Annotated in this window: 16 protein-coding genes; 8 read left to right on the top strand and 8 right to left on the bottom strand. The window is 73.4% G+C overall.

Annotated elements, in window-relative coordinates; translation table 11 throughout:
* Positions 1-11 precede the first annotated feature (11 nt).
* Positions 12-1,106 (top strand): DUF5925 domain-containing protein, encoded by a 1,095-nt coding sequence (locus B9W62_RS30505; RefSeq protein ID WP_087810165.1) that lies wholly within the window; start codon positions 12-14, stop codon positions 1,104-1,106.
* 38 nt (positions 1,107-1,144) lie between these two features.
* Positions 1,145-1,978 carry a DUF72 domain-containing protein gene (locus B9W62_RS30500; RefSeq protein WP_087810164.1) on the top strand — a complete coding sequence of 278 codons (834 nt, stop codon included), beginning with the start codon at positions 1,145-1,147 and terminating at the stop codon, positions 1,976-1,978.
* Here the strand turns inward: B9W62_RS30500 and B9W62_RS30495 are convergent.
* On the bottom strand, positions 1,969-2,334 hold the full coding sequence (locus B9W62_RS30495; RefSeq protein WP_179235750.1) for a GntR family transcriptional regulator: 366 nt from the start codon (positions 2,332-2,334) through the stop codon (positions 1,969-1,971). The two genes, B9W62_RS30500 and B9W62_RS30495, sit on opposite strands and share 10 nt — an antisense overlap.
* A gap of 71 nt (positions 2,335-2,405) precedes the next feature.
* On the opposite strand from B9W62_RS30495, the gene B9W62_RS30490 reads away from it, so the two are divergent.
* Positions 2,406-3,332, top strand: coding sequence for a GNAT family N-acetyltransferase (locus B9W62_RS30490; protein ID WP_087810162.1), 927 nt, complete (start codon positions 2,406-2,408; stop codon positions 3,330-3,332).
* Positions 3,313-3,813, top strand: coding sequence for a ribonuclease FAU-1 family protein (locus B9W62_RS30485; RefSeq protein ID WP_087810161.1), 501 nt, complete (start codon positions 3,313-3,315; stop codon positions 3,811-3,813). The genes B9W62_RS30490 and B9W62_RS30485 overlap by 20 nt, the downstream gene beginning before the upstream one ends.
* 63 nt (positions 3,814-3,876) lie before the next feature.
* On the opposite strand, the gene B9W62_RS30480 is transcribed toward B9W62_RS30485, so the two are convergent.
* Positions 3,877-4,494 carry a class I SAM-dependent methyltransferase gene (locus tag B9W62_RS30480; RefSeq protein WP_087810160.1) on the bottom strand — a complete coding sequence of 206 codons (618 nt, stop codon included), beginning with the start codon at positions 4,492-4,494 and terminating at the stop codon, positions 3,877-3,879.
* A 151-nt stretch (positions 4,495-4,645) separates the two neighbouring features.
* On the opposite strand from B9W62_RS30480, the gene B9W62_RS40935 reads away from it, so the two are divergent.
* Positions 4,646-4,780, top strand: coding sequence for a hypothetical protein (locus tag B9W62_RS40935; RefSeq protein ID WP_087810159.1), 135 nt, complete (start codon positions 4,646-4,648; stop codon positions 4,778-4,780).
* 24 nt (positions 4,781-4,804) lie between these two features.
* Here B9W62_RS40935 and B9W62_RS30470 read toward each other — a convergent pair whose 3' ends face one another.
* Positions 4,805-5,272, bottom strand: coding sequence for a GNAT family N-acetyltransferase (locus B9W62_RS30470; RefSeq protein WP_087810158.1), 468 nt, complete (start codon positions 5,270-5,272; stop codon positions 4,805-4,807).
* 177 nt (positions 5,273-5,449) lie between these two features.
* Here B9W62_RS30470 and B9W62_RS30465 point away from each other — a divergent pair, with 177 nt between their 5' ends.
* Positions 5,450-6,517, top strand: coding sequence for a lytic polysaccharide monooxygenase auxiliary activity family 9 protein (locus tag B9W62_RS30465; protein ID WP_087810157.1), 1,068 nt, complete (start codon positions 5,450-5,452; stop codon positions 6,515-6,517).
* Positions 6,518-6,616: 99 nt separating this feature from the next.
* On the opposite strand, the gene B9W62_RS30460 is transcribed toward B9W62_RS30465, so the two are convergent.
* The gene (locus B9W62_RS30460; RefSeq protein ID WP_087810156.1) at positions 6,617-7,480 is read right to left on the bottom strand and encodes an esterase/lipase family protein; all 864 of its coding nucleotides are present in this window, start codon (positions 7,478-7,480) and stop codon (positions 6,617-6,619) included.
* Positions 7,481-7,658: 178 nt separating this feature from the next.
* Entirely contained in the window at positions 7,659-8,105 is a 447-nt protein-coding gene (locus tag B9W62_RS30455) for a MarR family winged helix-turn-helix transcriptional regulator (RefSeq protein ID WP_087810155.1), read from the bottom strand.
* Positions 8,106-8,206: 101 nt separating this feature from the next.
* On the opposite strand from B9W62_RS30455, the gene B9W62_RS30450 reads away from it, so the two are divergent.
* Positions 8,207-8,581, top strand: a complete 375-nt coding sequence (locus B9W62_RS30450) for a cupin domain-containing protein (protein WP_087810154.1) — start codon at positions 8,207-8,209, stop codon at positions 8,579-8,581.
* Positions 8,582-8,593: 12 nt separating this feature from the next.
* Here the strand turns inward: B9W62_RS30450 and B9W62_RS30445 are convergent, their stop codons facing one another.
* Both B9W62_RS30445 and B9W62_RS30440 read right to left on the bottom strand, forming a co-directional pair.
* Positions 8,594-9,562, bottom strand: a complete 969-nt coding sequence (locus B9W62_RS30445; protein ID WP_087810153.1) for a DNA polymerase Y family protein — start codon at positions 9,560-9,562, stop codon at positions 8,594-8,596.
* A complete protein-coding gene (locus B9W62_RS30440) occupies positions 9,559-13,110 on the bottom strand; it encodes a DNA polymerase III subunit alpha (protein ID WP_087810152.1) in 3,552 nt (1,183 codons plus the stop codon). The genes B9W62_RS30445 and B9W62_RS30440 overlap by 4 nt, the downstream gene beginning before the upstream one ends.
* Before the next feature lie 173 nt (positions 13,111-13,283).
* Here B9W62_RS30440 and B9W62_RS30435 point away from each other — a divergent pair, with 173 nt between their 5' ends.
* The gene (locus B9W62_RS30435; protein ID WP_087810151.1) at positions 13,284-14,363 is read left to right on the top strand and encodes an ABC-2 transporter permease; all 1,080 of its coding nucleotides are present in this window, start codon (positions 13,284-13,286) and stop codon (positions 14,361-14,363) included.
* Positions 14,364-14,529: 166 nt separating this feature from the next.
* Here B9W62_RS30435 and B9W62_RS30430 read toward each other — a convergent pair whose 3' ends face one another.
* Positions 14,530-15,612 carry a S1 family peptidase gene (locus B9W62_RS30430; RefSeq protein ID WP_087810150.1) on the bottom strand — a complete coding sequence of 361 codons (1,083 nt, stop codon included), beginning with the start codon at positions 15,610-15,612 and terminating at the stop codon, positions 14,530-14,532.
* Positions 15,613-15,644 lie beyond the last annotated feature (32 nt).

The raw sequence follows: 15,644 nt of genomic DNA, 5'->3' as shown, positions 1-15,644 counted from the left end.
ATCATGGCGGCATGTCCGTGAACCCGCACGAAGTCCTGCCGATCCGGCTCAACGTGGACGACAGCGACTCCCCGTCCGATGTCGTCGACGCGCTGTTCCTCGGCCGTTTCGCCACGGGTGAGCAGCCGTACTCGCACGCGGCGAACATCGACCGCGTGCGGTCCGGTGCCACGCTGCTGCCGCCCGGCGCGCGCGTGCTGCGGATCGCCCGCGACGACGACCGCAGCGCGACGCTGGCGGAGGGCGACGGCTGGACGCTGCTGATCTCGCGCTGGAGCCGGGGCGCCGACGTCACGGTGACGGCGACCAGCGCCGACCTCGCCGAGAAGGTGCTCGGCGAGGCGACGGACGGGGCGGCGGACGAGCCCGAGCCGCAGCCGGAGAACGTGACGATGGGCTTCTGGTACGTCTCCCCGCGGCGCGGCCCGCACCGCACCACCCGCCAGATCGCCGCGGGTACCTGGGACGAGGTCCGGGCCAACTACACGGCGCCGGTCGCCGAGGCGATGGACGGCCTGATGAAGACGACGCCCGAGGACATCGCGGGCCGGCTGCTGCTCCTGCACGGGCCGCCGGGCACCGGCAAGACCTCGGCGCTGCGCACGCTGGCCCGTTCCTGGCGGGACTGGTGCCAGGTGGACTGCGTCCTCGATCCGGAGCGGCTCTTCTCCGACGTCGGCTATCTGATGGACATCGCCATCGGCGAGGAGGACGCGGCGGGCAAGGGCCGCTGGCGGCTGCTGCTGCTGGAGGACTGCGACGAACTGATCCGCGGCGAGGCCAAGCACACGGCGGGCCAGGCCCTCTCCCGCCTGCTCAACCTCACCGACGGGCTCCTCGGCCAGGGCCGCAACGTCCTGGTGGGCGTCACGACCAACGAGGACCTGGAGCGGCTACACCCCGCCGTGGTCCGCCCCGGCCGCTGCCTGGCCCGCATCGAGGTCGGCCCGCTGACCCGGCGGGAGGCGGTGGACTGGCTCGGCACCGAGGAAGGGATCGGCCGCGAGGGCGCCACCCTGGCGGAGCTGTACGCCCTGCGCCGGGGCACCTCGCCCACCGCGCTGCCGGAGCCGCGGGCGGGCGCGGAGGCCGGACTGTACCTGTAACCCGGCCTCCGCGCCCGGCTCGGTGCTTTGATGAGGGTATGACCCTGTTCGTCGGCACGTCGGGCTGGCAGTACCGGGACTGGCGGGAGAGCTTCTACCCGCCCGGTCTGCCGGTCCGGCGCTGGCTGGAGCACTACGCGGCCGCCTTCACGACGGTCGAGATCAACAACGCCTTCTACCGCCTGCCCGCCAGGGAGACCTTCGCGGCCTGGCGGGACCGCGTCCCACCGGACTTCACGGTCGCGGTCAAGGCCAGCCGCTACCTGACGCACATCAAACGCCTGCGCGACCCGGCCGAACCGGTCGACCGCCTGATGACCCACGCGGCCGGACTGGGCGACCGCCTCGGCCCGGTCCTGCTGCAACTGCCGCCGACCCTGCGCGCCGACCCGGACCTCCTCGACGTCTGCCTGGCCTGCTTCCCGCCGGGCACCCGGGTCGCGGTGGAACCCCGGCACGCGTCCTGGTGGACGCCCGAGACCCGCGAGGTCCTGATGTCCCGGCGAGCGGCCCTGTGCTGGGCGGACGTTCGGGCCCGCCCCGTCTCACCCCTGTGGCGCACCACCGACTGGGGCTACGTCCGCTTCCACGAGGGCCGGGCCGCGGCCTGGCCGCACTACGGCCGCCGCGCCCTGGCCACCTGGATCGACCGCATCACCACGACTTGGCCGGACACGAGCGACGTATACACGTACTTCAACAACGACCCGAACGCGGCGGCGGTACAGGACGCCGCGACGTTCGCACAATTGGCTCGCACGTCGGCACTGAGGGTCACACGCACGCTCTCAGGGGCGCGGGGAACTGCGCGACAAGCCACAGCGAACCGGCAGCCGGGCGGCGGCCCGAACCCCAACGGCGCTCACCCATAAGCCGCCCGCAGGGCATCCCGCACGGCGTCGATCGCGTCCCCCTCGGGGACCCCGAGCCGCCGAGCCCGCTCGGCATACCCCTGGGCCGCCGCGGCAACCTCCCGCTGAGCCGCAGAGCCCGCCGCAGCGACGAACGTTCCGTTGCGCCCCCGCGTCTCGATCACCCCGTCCGCCTCCAGCGCCCGGTACGCCTTGGCGACCGTGTTCGCGGCGAGCCCCAGGGACTCGGCCAGTCCGCGCACGGTCGGCAGCCGGTATCCGACCGGCAGCGCCCCCGACCGCGCCTGTTCGGAGATCTGCGCGCGCACCTGCTCGTAGGGCGGCGTGCCGTCATCGATATGGATCTTCAAGGTCACCCGGCGATTGTCCCGTATCCCCGCGAAAATGAGAGGCACGCGACCGCCCGGCCGCCGTAGCGTGCGCCCCCATGACCGTTCTTGTACGCGACCTGCGTTCCGACGACCCGGCCGACGTCGCGGCCTTCACCCGGGTCCGCCATCGCGCCCTGCCGTTCATCCTGTGGACGCCACAGGCCGTCGTGCACCGGCTCGTCCACACCCACCCGGACGCCCGGAGCCGGTCCCTGGTCGCGGAGGAGGACGGGGAGGTGATCGGCACGGCCCAGATCGGGCTGGTGCACGACAGCCCGGAGCCCGGTCAGGCCTTCCTGAACATCTACGTCGATCCGGAGCGGCTGCGGCGCGGGGCCGGCGGCCTGCTGGTGCGTACCTCCGAGGAGTACCTGAGCGGCGAGGGCGCGACGAAGCTGTACGCCTGGGTGCTGGACGGCCCCGCCAACCTGGCCTTCGCCGAACGGCACGGTTACGCGCGCAGGCGGGCCGCGCACTTCCTCCGGCTGGACCTGGCGAACGCCGCGCTCCCGCCCCTGTGGTCGCCTCCCGCGGGTGTCGAGCTGCCCACCGCCGCCGACTTCGCGGACGACCCCCGGCCCATGTTCGAGCTGGACGCGGAGACGGTCGCGGACGAACCGAGCGACGTCGACGTCGAGTTCACGGACTACGAGGCGTGGCTCGCGGAGACCTGGCGGCACCCGCTGCTCGATCGGGAACTGACCACGGTCGTGGTCGTCGACGGCCGCCCGGCCGCGTTCAGCGTCGCCTACACCGACGGCACCCGGTACTCGACCGCGATGACCGGCACGGTCCGCGCGCAGCGTGGCCGGGGCCTGGCCAAGCTCGCCAAGACCGACTCCCTGCGCCGGGCCCGCGCGGCCGGGTACACGGAGGCGCTCACCGGCAACGACACCGACAACGGCCCGATGCTCGCCATCAACAAGTGGCTCGGTTACGAGATCTGCGCGACGGAGGTGCGCCATGTCCGCGAACTCGGCTGAACCGGCGGCCGAGGTGAGTGTCGCCCTGGTCAAGGCGGGGCGTACGAAGATCCGGTACGCGGCGACGCTGCTGCACGACGACGGCACCCGCCTCGCCGTCCGCGCCCCCTGGGCCGGTGACGGCGTGCGCGACTTCGGCTTCGTCCGCTTCGAGGCGGGGGACGTCTTCACGGAGTACTACTGGCGCGACCGGTGGTATGCGGTGAAGGAGGTCAGGACCGCGGCCGGGGTGCTGAAGGGCTGGTACTGCGACGTCACCCGCCCCGCCGTCCTGACCGGCACGGACCTGGTCGTCGAGGACCTCGACCTGGACCTGTGGCGCTCCGCCGACGGCACGGACGTACGCCGCCTCGACGAGGACGAATTCGCCGGGAGCGGGCTGGCGGACCGGGATCCCGCGGCCGCGGCCGCCGCGGTGGCCGCGCTGGACGAACTGGAGCGGCTGGCCCGCGGGGACGGCTTCACCGGCCTGCTGGAGTGACGACTCCACCGGACTGCTGGAGTGACGGCTCCACCGGACGGTCGGCAGGGCCCGCCGCACGGCTCAGTGGTACGTCGCCACCACCGCGTACCGCTCGTCCGTCACCTCTCTGCCCCACAGCGAGGGGTCGTCCGACAGCCGTTCCACCCGTGCCCGTCCGGCGAGCGGGCCGAGCAGGGCGGTGAGCCGGTCGGCGGACATGCCGACCGGGGCGACGCTCCCCCACACGCCCTCGACCAGGACCAGCCGCCCGCCCGGGCGCAGCAACTGCCGCCAGTGGCGCAGGGCCCGGCCGGGATCGGGCAGCGTCCACACGACGTGCCGGACCAGCACGGCGTCGAAGCGCTGCTCGCCCACCGGCGGTGCCGTGGCGTCACCGGTGAGGAACACCGCGTCACGACCGGCGAGTTTGGTCCTGGCCAGCTCCACCATGGCCGGGGAGAGGTCGACGCCGGTGACGTGGTGCCCCTGCTCGGCCGCGAGGAGTGACAGGCTGCCGGTGCCGCAGCCGAGGTCGAGGACGTCGCCGGGCCGGTCCGGCAGCCAGGAGGCCAACCGGGCGGCCCAGGCCCGGCGCACGTCCGCGTCGCGCAGGCCGTGGTCCGGTTCGTCGTCGAAGGAGGCGGCCAGCGCGTCCCAGTCGGCACCCGGCGCGCTCGCTCCGTCACTGTTCCCACTCATGCGCCCAGGGTGACACCTGGCACTGACAACGGAGTCGGGGCGCCGGAACGTGACAACCGCCACTGACAGGGATGCATCGATGAGTGAGTCTCGGGGAAAGGGTCTACCTCCGTGAGAACGCGGAACCCGGTGGATCCGTAAGGAGGCAGCCATGCGCCGTCTGACCGTGCAGAAGCCCCTGAAGAAGACCGACGCCCGCCGAGTCCGCGAGGAGATCGACGAGCGTCCCGCCGGGCGCCCGGAGGTCCGCAAGGACATCGCGCGCACCTGGTGGCCGGAGAGCTGACCGGCAGGCCTGGCATGAGACGCCTCAGAGCAGTCGCTTGCGGTAGTGGACGCGGTCGTAGGGCCCGTCCACTCGGCGTTCCACGACCTCGTACCCGTACCTCGGGTAGATCTTCTGGTTCTCCCACATCATGGCGTTCGTGTAGAGCCTGACCTCGGGCAGCCCCAGCGCCCGCGCGTGCGCGTCCACGAACCGCAGCAGCCGCCGCCCCACGCCCCTGCCGTGCGCGTCGGGGTGGACGGCGACGCTGTCCAGGAACAGGTGGTCCGCGTGCGCCTCCAGGACGACGAGGCCCACCGGTCCCGCCAGGCCCGTGCCGGGCTCCTCGGTGACGAACACCTTCCCCGCCGCCACGTTCGCCGCGTGGTCCGCCTCCATGGGCTGCGGCACCACCCCGATGCGCTCGACGTAGGGGCGGTAGGCGGCATCGGTCACGGCCTTCACCGCCGGGACGTCCGCGGTGACCGCCTGCCGGATCCACTCTCGTTCCATGCCGCGAACGGTAGCTACCTCAGCCCAGTCTGAGCACTCCCTTAACGCGACCATAAGGATCTCCGTCACCCGCCTCCAGCAGGCGATTTCACGGTTCCTCGGGGCTAGCTTGCTGATCAACCCCACGGGTTTCGGCCCGAGTTCCGCATCCCCAGTGACCGTTTCGAGGAGTTCCCCATGCCCGCACCGTCCGTGCCCCGCAGGGTCGCAGCCGTCGCCGTCGCCGGTCTCGCCCCGCTCGCCCTGACCACGTTGGCCGCCGCCCCCGCCTCGGCGCACGGTTCGATGGGCGACCCGGTCAGCCGGGTGTCGCAGTGCCACGCCGAGGGGCCCGAGAACCCGAAGTCGGCCGCGTGCAAGGCAGCGGTCGCGGCGGGCGGCACCCAGGCGCTCTACGACTGGAACGGCATCCGCATCGGCAACGCCGCGGGCAAGCACCGGGAACTGATCCCGGACGGCAAGCTGTGCAGCGCCAACGACCCGGCGTTCAAGGGCCTGGACCTGGCCCGCTCGGACTGGCCCGCGACCGGCGTGAGCAGCGGCTCGTACACCTTCAAGTACCGCGTGACGGCCCCGCACAAGGGCACCTTCAAGGTGTACATCACCAAGCCGGGCTACGACCCGTCCAAGGCGCTGGGCTGGGGCGACCTGGACCTGTCCGCGCCGGTGGCGACCTCCACCGACCCGGTCGCCTCGGGCGGCTTCTACACCTTCTCCGGCACGCTGCCCGAGCGGTCCGGCAAGCACCTGCTGTACGCGGTGTGGCAGCGCTCGGACAGCCCCGAAGCCTTCTACTCCTGCTCGGACGTCTCCTTCGGAGGCGCCGGCGGAAGCGGCGGCGAGAGCGGCGGCGGTGATGACGGCACGGCGGCCGGTAACGCCGCGGGCGCCGCCGCTCCGGCCCCCGAGGCGTCCGCTCCGTCCGAGGCGCAGATCGCGGCCGCCGCCGACAAGTCGACGATCGAGCACCACGGCCACGGCGACCAGGACGCCGAGACGACGACGGACCCGGCCGACCCGGCCGACCTGGCCGCTCCGGCCGCTCCGGCTTCCGAGGCCGCCGCGGCCGGTGGGCCCAACGAGGTCAAGGCCGCCGGTGCGGGCACCGAGAACCTCGCCGAGACCGGCGGGGACGACAGCACGCCCTACCTCGCGATCGGTGGCGCCGCCGCCCTGGCCGTCGGCGCGGCCGTGATGTTCGCGTCCGTGCGCCGGCGGGCCGCCGGGGGCAGGCACAGCGCCTGACCCCGGGACACGGGGGACGCGGGGCTCGTCCGGCGGCTCGGGCCGGACGAGCCCCGCCTTGGCGTGGGCCGGGGCGGGGGCCGGGGCGCGGGCCGCCCGTCAGCCGAAGACCGAGGCGCAGGTGGTGGGCGTGGCGTGCGCCGGGTCCAGGGCGTTGGTCACCTCGTGGAAGGCGATCCGGTCGAACAGCCCGATCGCCAGGTGCTCGGAGAGGTCGAGCGGGCACAGGTCCTGAAGCACGACGTTGCGCACGCCGGGGCCGTCGAGGAACTGGCCGCGGTACGGCGTGACCACCTCGTCGTACTTCGTGGCGAGGACGGTGTAGCGCACGCCGGGCACCGTGTCGCCGCCGGCGTTGAGCCTGGTGAGGAGGTCGGAGCCGACGACCTGGTCGGCGAGGGCGGGGGTGTGCTCGTTCAGCAGGTCCTCGACGCCGGGGAAGTACGGCAGCAGGCGGGTGAGGCCGGACAGCGTGGTGCCGTGGTTGCTGGGCGCGATGCCGACCAGGGCGTTCACCTCGGCGGCGCCGCCGAGGAACTTCAGGTAGTAGCGGGGCATCATGCCGCCCTGCGAGTGGCCGACGAGGTCGGTCTCGGCGGCGCCGGTCGCGGCGAGCACCTTGTCGACGTGGGCGGCCAGTTGTTCCGCCGACTTGTCGACCGGGCCGAGTCCGTGGAAGAGCGGGACGCCGGGCAGTTGGCCGTAGTCGAGGGAGAAGACGCAGTAGCCGCGGTTCTTCAGGTAGGGCGCGAGGCCCAGCCAGTTGTCGACGGAGTTTCCGAAGGTGCCGTGGACCAGGACCACGGGGCGGGGATGGGCGGCGGAGGGCTTGCAGGTGTAGTCGTTCCAGCCGGAGTGGGGGCGTGCGTCCGCGGCGTGGGCGGTGGTGGCGGGGACCAGGGCGACCGCGGCGGTCAGCAGCAGGGCGGTCAGGGGTCTGAGCGCGCGTCTCCAGGGCAGCATCGGGTGATCTCCTTGCGGGGCAGGGGAGTTTCGATGGCAGGACGCCCTGTGATCCGGATCACGGGATGCTGTTCACTCGTCAAGTTACGGGCGAGTAGCGCACGTGTGAAGTTACGCGTCAGTAAAAACTTCCAGTGCTAACCGACGCCGTCGTGGCGCAGGTGATAAAGGGCCCGGGTCACCAGCTGGGCCGGATCGGCCCGCCCGGCGCCACGCGCAGCAGACCGTCGCGCAGCGCGCGCACCCCGTCCTCGCCGAGCACCTCGGCCCACGCGCCCACGGCCTCGGCGGCCGCCGCCTCCGCGGCCCGCGTACAGGCCCACCCCGCCTCCGTCATGACGACGAGCCGGGCGCGCGCGTCGGCGGGATGCGGCCGGCGCTCGGCGTACCCCTTGCGGACCAGCTCGTCGACGAGCTGACTGGCGGCCTGCTTGGTCATCCCGAGGTGCACGGCCAGCTCGGTGACCGTCGCACCGTCCGGGGCGAGCCGGACGAAGGCGAAGCCGTGCGCGGGCCGCACCCCCTCGAAGCCCCGGGCGACGACACCCTCGTGGATGCGCTGCGTGAGTCCGCCGGCCGCGGCGAGCAGGGCGGCGGTGAGGGCCATGGCGTCGGAGTTCTGCACGACCGCATTGAAACACCCTTGACACTTTGGTCAAGCAGCTTGACTATAAGGGTCCCGACGATAGTCAAGCTGCTTGACCATAATTCCAGAGGAGTGCTGTCATGCCCGTCGTCCGCTCGTCCGAAGGCGTCACCCACGAGATCCACGGCGCCCGCTTCGTCTCGTACGCCAGTCCCCGCACCGGCAGCAAGGAACTCTGCGCCTGGCGCGGCGAGATCCCGGCGGGGACGAGGGCGCCCGCGCACACCGTCAGCCGGGAGGAGGTCTTCCACCTGCTCACGGGCGAGCTGCTGATCACCCTCGACGGCCGCACCGAGCGCCTCACCGCGGGGGACACGGTGATCGTCCAGGCCGGCGCCGCCTTCGCCGTCGAGAACCCCACCGACCGGACCGCGACCTCCTGGGTCACCACCTCGGTCGGCCTGACCGCGGAGCTGGCCGACGGCACCCTGATCACTCCCCCGTGGGCCAACTGACCCGCGGGGGCCTCACGCCGCCAACGACCCCGGCATCACCGCCTTCGGCCCGAACTTCGCCCGCGCGCGGTCCGCGACCTCCTCGATCCGGCGGACCTTCTCGTCCACGGGGTCGAAGGTGAGCTGGTGGGAAGCCTGTTCGGCGGAGGTGAGCCCCTCGGCGCGCAGGGCGACCGAACGGACCCGGGCGCGCTGGAGGCCGAGCGCCTCGTACAGGTCGTACGCGGTCCGGGTCAGGGCCGCCGAGTGCGCGGTCGGCTCCTTCAGGGTGCGGCTGCGGGTGGTGGCGGAGCGGTCGGCGTAGCGGACGGTGAGGGTGAGGGTGCGGCAGACCTTGTCCACGGCGCGCAGCCGGGCGCCCAGCTCCCCGGCGGACGAGAGCAGGGCGCGGCGGTGGCGGTCGGGGTCGAGTTCGTCGCGGTCGAAGGGGCGGTCGGCGGCCAGGGACCGGGAGACGCCGTTGGGGACGACCCGGCCGCGGTCGACGCCGTTCGCCTTCTCGTGCAGCTCGCGGCCGGTCCTCGCGCCGACCAGGCGCTGGAGCGTGGACAGCGGCGCGGCGGCGACCCTGCCGAGGGTGTCGAGGCCGTACTCGCACAGTGTGCGGGCGGTCGCGGTGCCGACTCCGGGCAGCGCGGCGACGGGCTTGCCGTCGAGGAACGCGCGCTCCTCGCCGCCGGGCACCGCCCGGGTCAGTCCCGGCCGGGCGTCGCGCAGCGCCATGCGGGCCAGCATCGGGCCGGGACCGGCGCCGATCACGCAGTCCACGCCGTACAGCGCGAGGGCGCGCACCCGGATCACCGAGGCCAGTTCCACGGCGTCCCGCCCGAAGTACCGCTCGGCGCCGCGCAGGTCGGCCAGCGCGCCGTCGGGCGGCAGCGCCTCGACGACCGGCGTGAACTCCTCGAGGAGACCGAGCAGTTCGGGCAGGGCCGCCTCGTACATCGGCGGCAGCTGGAAACGTACGCAGAGGATCGTCATCCCGCACTCCCCGGACTCTGGTGCCACAACTTCCTTCCGACCGCGGGCCCTTCGCCCGCGGGGCGCAGATCGGCCCAGGGGTGCATCTCGTACCCGGTGGACATGCGGATCTTCCGCTGCTCCATCGGGTCCTGGGCCGCGGAGCCGGCCGGCGCGGGCCGCCCGTCCGAACCGGCGAGGCGGCGGCGCGCCGGGCCGCCCCCGGGGTCGTCGCCCTCCTGGCTTCCGCCCGCCCCGGCCAGCCGGGCGGCGACTCCCTCCAGGCCCTCCTCCCGGCGCACCTCCAGCAGGTCGGCGAGGTTCCAGGCCGCGGAGCCGACGACGCTGAGGCTGCGCGGGCCGCGCCGCTGCACCACCCCGCGCACCAGCAGCAGCCAGGAGTGGAAGACGGTGTGCGCGCAGGCGTCGTGCGAGTCGTCGAAGAAGGCGAGGTCGACCAGGCCCGAGCCGTCGTCCAGGGTGGAGAAGATGACGCGGCGCCCGGAGCGGATCGGCGGGGTCTGGGTGGCCGCCTTGGCACCCGCGACCAGCACCGTCTCCCCGTGCCGGGCCTCGCGCAGCCGCTTGGCCGACACCACGCCCAGCTCGCGCAGGAAGGTGCGGTGGTCGTCCATCAGGTTGCGCGAGGCGTCCATGGAGAGCACGCCGAGTTCGGCGCTGAGCTTCTCCTCGGAGGTGAGGTCGGGCAGCCCGGCCGACGCGGTCTTGCGGCCGCCGGACAGCGGGAGCTGGTCGCCGCGTCCGCCCCGGGCGCCGCGGTGCAGTTCGGTCAGGTGCAGTTGCAGGTCGCGGCGGTTGGCACCGAACGCGTCCAGCGCGCCGACCTGGGCGAGCCGCGCGGCCAGCGGCCTGCTGGGGCGGGCCCGTTCCCAGAAGTCCAGCAGGGAGGCGTAGGGCTGCCCCTCGGCGATCCGCTCCGCCTCGGCCTCGCTGATGCCGTGCACGTCAAAGAGGGCGAGGCGCAGGCCCCACACGTCGGGCTTCCGTGACCGCGCCTTCCGTGATTCAGACACCAGTTCGATCCTGTGTGCGACCCCGGACTTGTTCACGTCCAACGGCAGGATCGGCACCCCGCGCCGCCGCGCGTCCGCCAGCAGCAGCCGCTTGGGGTACATGCCGGGGTCGTGGGTGAGCAGCCCCGCGTAGAAGGCGGCCGGGTGGTGGGCCTTCAGCCACGCCGACTGGTACGTCGGCACCGCGAAGGCGACGGCGTGCGCCTTGCAGAAGCCGTAGCTGCCGAAGGCCTCGACGATCTCCCAGGTCCGCTGGATCGTTTCCGCGTCGTAGCCGTTCGCCGTCGCGTGCTGGGCGAACCACACCTTGATCCGCCCCTGCGACTCCGGGTCGGAAAGACCGCGCCGCACCCGGTCCGCCTCACCGCGTCCGCAGCCGGTCATGATGGCGACGATGTCGATGATCTGCTCGTGGAAGACGACGACCCCGTACGTCCCCGCCAGCGGCTCCGCCAGGTCCTCGTGCGGGTGGCGCACCGGTGCCCGCCCGTGCCGGGCCTCGATGAACGGCCGCACCATGTCGGCGGCGACCGGTCCCGGCCGGAAGAGCGAGATGTCGACCACGAGGTCGTGGAAGGTCGACGGCTGGAGTCGGCCGACCAGGTCCCGCTGGCCCGGGGACTCGATCTGGAAGCAGCCCAGCGTCTCGGCGGACTGGATCATCCGGTACGTCGCCGGGTCGCCCTCCGGTACGGCGTCCAGGTCGACCCGCTCCCCCGTCGCCCGCTCCACCTCGGCGACCGCGTGCGCCATCGCCGACTGCATCCGCACCCCGAGCACGTCCAGCTTGAGCAGTCCGAGGTCCTCCACGTCGTCCTTGTCGAACTGCGCCATCGGGAAGCCCTCGCCGCTGGTCGGCATGACCGGCGTACGGGAGAGCAGGGAGGCGTCGGACAGCAGGACGCCGCAGGGGTGCATGGCGACGCCGCGCGGGAGGGCGTCCAGGCCCTCGACCAGCTCCCAGAGCTTGCCGTACTTCTCCTTCTCCCCCGCCAGTTCCCGCAGCTCGGGCAGCTCGTCCAGCGCCGCGCGGGCGTCGCGGGCGCGGATGTGCGGGAAGGACTTGGCGACCCGGTCGATCTCGGCCGGGTCCATGGACAGGGCGGCGCCGACGTCGCGGATGGCGTGGCGCACCCGGTACGTCTCCGGCATGGCGACCGTGGCGACCCGCTCGGTGCCGAACCGGCCGATGATCGCGCGGTAGACCTCCAGGCGGCGGGCGGACTCCACGTCGATGTCGATGTCGGGCAGCACGACCCGCTCCTTGGACAGGAACCGCTCCATCAGCAGCCCGTGCTCGACCGGGTCGGCGTGCGCGATGCCGAGCAGGTGGTTGACGAGCGAGCCCGCGCCGGAGCCGCGCGCGGCGACCCGGATGCCCATGTGCCGTACGTCGTCCACGACCTGGGCGACGGTGAGGAAGTACGAGGCGAAGCCGTGGTGGGCGATGATGTCCAGCTCGTGGTGCATCCGCTCCCAGTACTCCCGGCGGTCCCGGCGCCGGTCGTAGCCGCGCCGCACCATCCCCGCCGCCGCCCGGGAGGCGAGCGCCCGCTGGGCGGTGCGGCGGCCGGCGCCCACCAGGTGCGGTTCGGGGAAGTGGACGGCGCCCATGCCGAGGTCGTCCTCGGGGTCGACCAGGCACTCGGCGGCCGTGGCCCGGGTCTGCTCCAGCAGCCGGTGGGCGGTGTCGCGCCGGAAGCCCGCGGACTCGACGATCCGCTCGGCGGCGTCCCGCATGGCACCGGCGTCCTTGAGCCAGGCCTCGCCGGAGTCCAGTTCCTTGGTGGCGTCGATCGGGACCAGGCGGCGGGCGGCGTCCAGGACGTCGGCGACCTGGCCCTGGCCGGGGTCGGCGTAGCGGACGGCGTTGGAGAGCACCGGCCGCACCCCCTGCTCGGCGGCGAAGCCGACGGTGCGGGAGGCCAGCCGCAGGGAGCCGGGGCCGGTGCCCTCGCGGCCGTGCCAGACGGCCTCCAGGCGCAGGGCGTCGCCGTAGACCTCCCGCCAGGGGGCGAGGAGCCGCGCCGCGCGGTCGGGACGGCCCACGGCGAGGGCGCGGCCGACGTCGGAGCCGGGGCCGAGCAGGACGGTCAGGCCGTCGGCGTGGTTGTCGGGCCAGGACAGCAGCGGGCTGCCCTCGGCCGTGTGGGCGGCGGAGACCAGGCGGCACAGGTCGGCCCAGCCGCGGGCGCCGTCGCGGGCGAGGAAGGTCACCCGGGGGGCCGACTCGTCGACGAAGGCGCCGCCGCGCACCGGGGCACGGCGCCGGTCCCGGCGTACGGAGGTCTCCGTGCGGTCGGCCGCCTCGGGCGCGGGGGCGGCCACCGCCAGCTCCGCGCCGAACAGGGGGCGGACGCCCGCCTTCGCGCAGGCCTTGGCGAAGCGGACCGTGCCCGCGAGGGTGTCGCGGTCGGTGAGGGCGAGGGCGTCCATGCCCCGCTCGACGGCGCGCTCGGCCAGCCGCTCCGGGTGGGAGGCGCCGTAGCGGGCGGAGAACCCGGAGACGGTGTGCAGATGCGTGAAACCCGGCATCACGCACCTCCCGACTCATGAACCGACGCATGACCACGTATGCCCGAACGCCATTATCGAACGCCTGTTCCCAGCTACTCCACCCACCATACCCCCATCCTCGAATGTGTGTACGACATCCGTTCGGCCCCGCCCCACCTGCGCGAACACCCCCCGACCAGGACTGTGGGGACATGTCGCACACACCGGGCCCCGGCACGCGAAGAGGCACGCGAAGCGGCTCCTTCCTCGGTGAGGTGAAGGACGCCGTCACCCCGCGGGCCACCCTGCTCGTGCTCGGCGTGATCGCGCTCCAGCTGCTGTTCATCGCCTCCTACGTGGGGGCGCTGCACGACCCGAGGCCGAAGGACGTGCCCTTCGGGGTGGTCGCGCCCGGAGCGGCCGCCCGGCAGACCGTGGACCGGCTGGAGCGGCTGCCCGGCTCCCCGCTGGACCCGCGCACGGTGGCCGACGAGGCGAGCGCCCGGCGGCAGATCACGAACCGGGAGATCGACGGCGCCCTGGTCATGAACCCCGAGGGTGGACCGGACACCCTGCTGGTCGCCTCCGGCGGCGGCACCGTCCTCGCCACCACCCTGGAGGGCATCGCCGGCAAGGCGGAACAGGCCGAGCGGCGCACGGTGCGGGTGGTCGACGTGGCCCCGGCCTCCCGCCACGACTTCGACGGGCTGTCGTCCTTCTACCTGGTCGTGGGCTGGTGCGTCGGCGGCTACCTGTGCGCCTCGATCCTGGCGATCAGCACCGGCGCCCGGCCGGCCAACCCGCGCCGGGCGGCGATCCGGCTGATCGTGATGGCGCTGGTCGCGATCGTCGGCGGGCTCGGCGGCGCGGTGATCATCGGGCCGGTCCTGGGCGCGCTGCCCGGCAGCGTGGTGGACCTGTGGGGGCTCGGCGCGCTGCTCACCTTCGCGGTGGGCGCCGCCACGCTGGCCCTCCAGGGCGTGTTCGGGATCGTCGGCATCGGTCTGGCGATCCTGCTGGTGGTGATCGCGGGCAACCCGAGCGCGGGCGGCGCCTTCCCGCTGCCGATGCTGCCGCCGTTCTGGAAGGCGATCGGCCCGTGGCTGCCGCCCGGTGCGGGCACCTGGACGGCCCGCTCGATCGCCTACTTCAAGGGGAACGACGTGACCGTCTCCCTGCTGGTGCTGTGGGCGTGGGCGGTCGCGGGAACGGTGATCACGATGCTGGCGGCCGTACTGCCGCGCCGCGGGCGGCAGGAGACGGAACTGCCGCCCGCGACGCCGGCCGACTGACCCTCCGCCCGCGACGCCGGCCGACTGACCGTTCGCCCGCGCCGGGCTGCCGACCGTTCGCCGCGCCGGCCGACCGACCGCCGTACGGACGCGGGGGCCCTCGGCGGACACGCGGAAGTCCCGCCCCTCGCGCGCGGGACGGGACTTCACTGGGGTGCGGGTGCTGCTAGCCGATCTGCGTGCCGGTGGCCGACAGGGCCTCCGTCACCGGCTGGAAGAAGGTCTCGCCGCCCGAGGTGCAGTCGCCGCTGCCGCCGGAGGTGAGGCCGACGGCCTGGTCGCCCGAGAAGAGCGAGCCGCCGCTGTCGCCGGGCTCGGCGCAGACGTCGGTCTGGATCAGGCCGTTGACGATGTCGCCGTTGCCGTAGTTCACGGTGGCGTCCAGGCCGGTCACCGTCCCGTCGTGCACCTGGGTGGTGGAACCGCTGCGGGTCACCTGCATGCCGACGGTGGCCTCGGCGGCGCCCGAGATGGCCTGCGAGGAGCCGTTGTAGAGGTTCACCTCGCTCGGGTGGTCCACGTCGGCGGTGTACTTGACCAGGCCGTAGTCGTTGTCCGGGAAGCTGGACGCCGCGTTCTCGCCGATGACGTTCCCGGAGGAGTCCGACCAGGTCGAGATGGACTCGGTGCAGTGGCCGGCCGTGATGAAGTACGGCTCGCCGCCCTTGGTCACGTTGAAGCCGAGCGAGCAGCGCCCGCCGCCTCCGGTGATGGCGTCGCCGCCCGCGACGAACGGCTTGTACTCGCCCTTGGTCCGCTTGAGCTCCGCCTTGGCGCCCAGCCCGTCGACCACCTTGGTCAGCTTGGCCAGTTCGGCCCCGGAGACCGTGCGGTCGGCGGTGACGACGACCTTGTTGGTGGTCGGGTCGGTCGCCCAGGACGTGCCCGGGATGGTCGCGTCCTGCGTGAGCGTGGTGCGCGCGCTCTTCAGGTCGGCGAGCGAGTTCTCGACGACTCTGGCCTGGGCACCCGCCTCCTCGACGGTCTGCGCGGCGCTCTGGTCGAGCACGTTGACGACGAGGCTCTTGGCCTGCGCGTCGTAGTACGTGCCGGCCGCGTCGGTGCCGAGGTCGCCGAGCAGCGTGGAGGCGAGCTTCCCGGCCGCCGTGACCGAGAGGGTCTCGGGCGCGGCGGCCTGCGGGGCCTCGCTGGCGTTCGCGGTCTGGAAGGTGACTCCGGCCGCGACCAGTGCGGTGATTCCCGCACCTACCACGGCGGCCCGCCGCCTGGGTATGCGTCGGTGCTTCAACTCACGTCCTCCTGTGGGGGGTCGGTCCGCGA

Source organism: Streptomyces sp. CS113, from assembly GCF_002188365.1.
Classification (GTDB): domain Bacteria; phylum Actinomycetota; class Actinomycetes; order Streptomycetales; family Streptomycetaceae; genus Streptomyces; species Streptomyces tendae.
The sequence above is the reverse complement of the archived record's forward strand: the minus strand, read 5'-3'. Positions and strand labels throughout refer to the sequence as shown.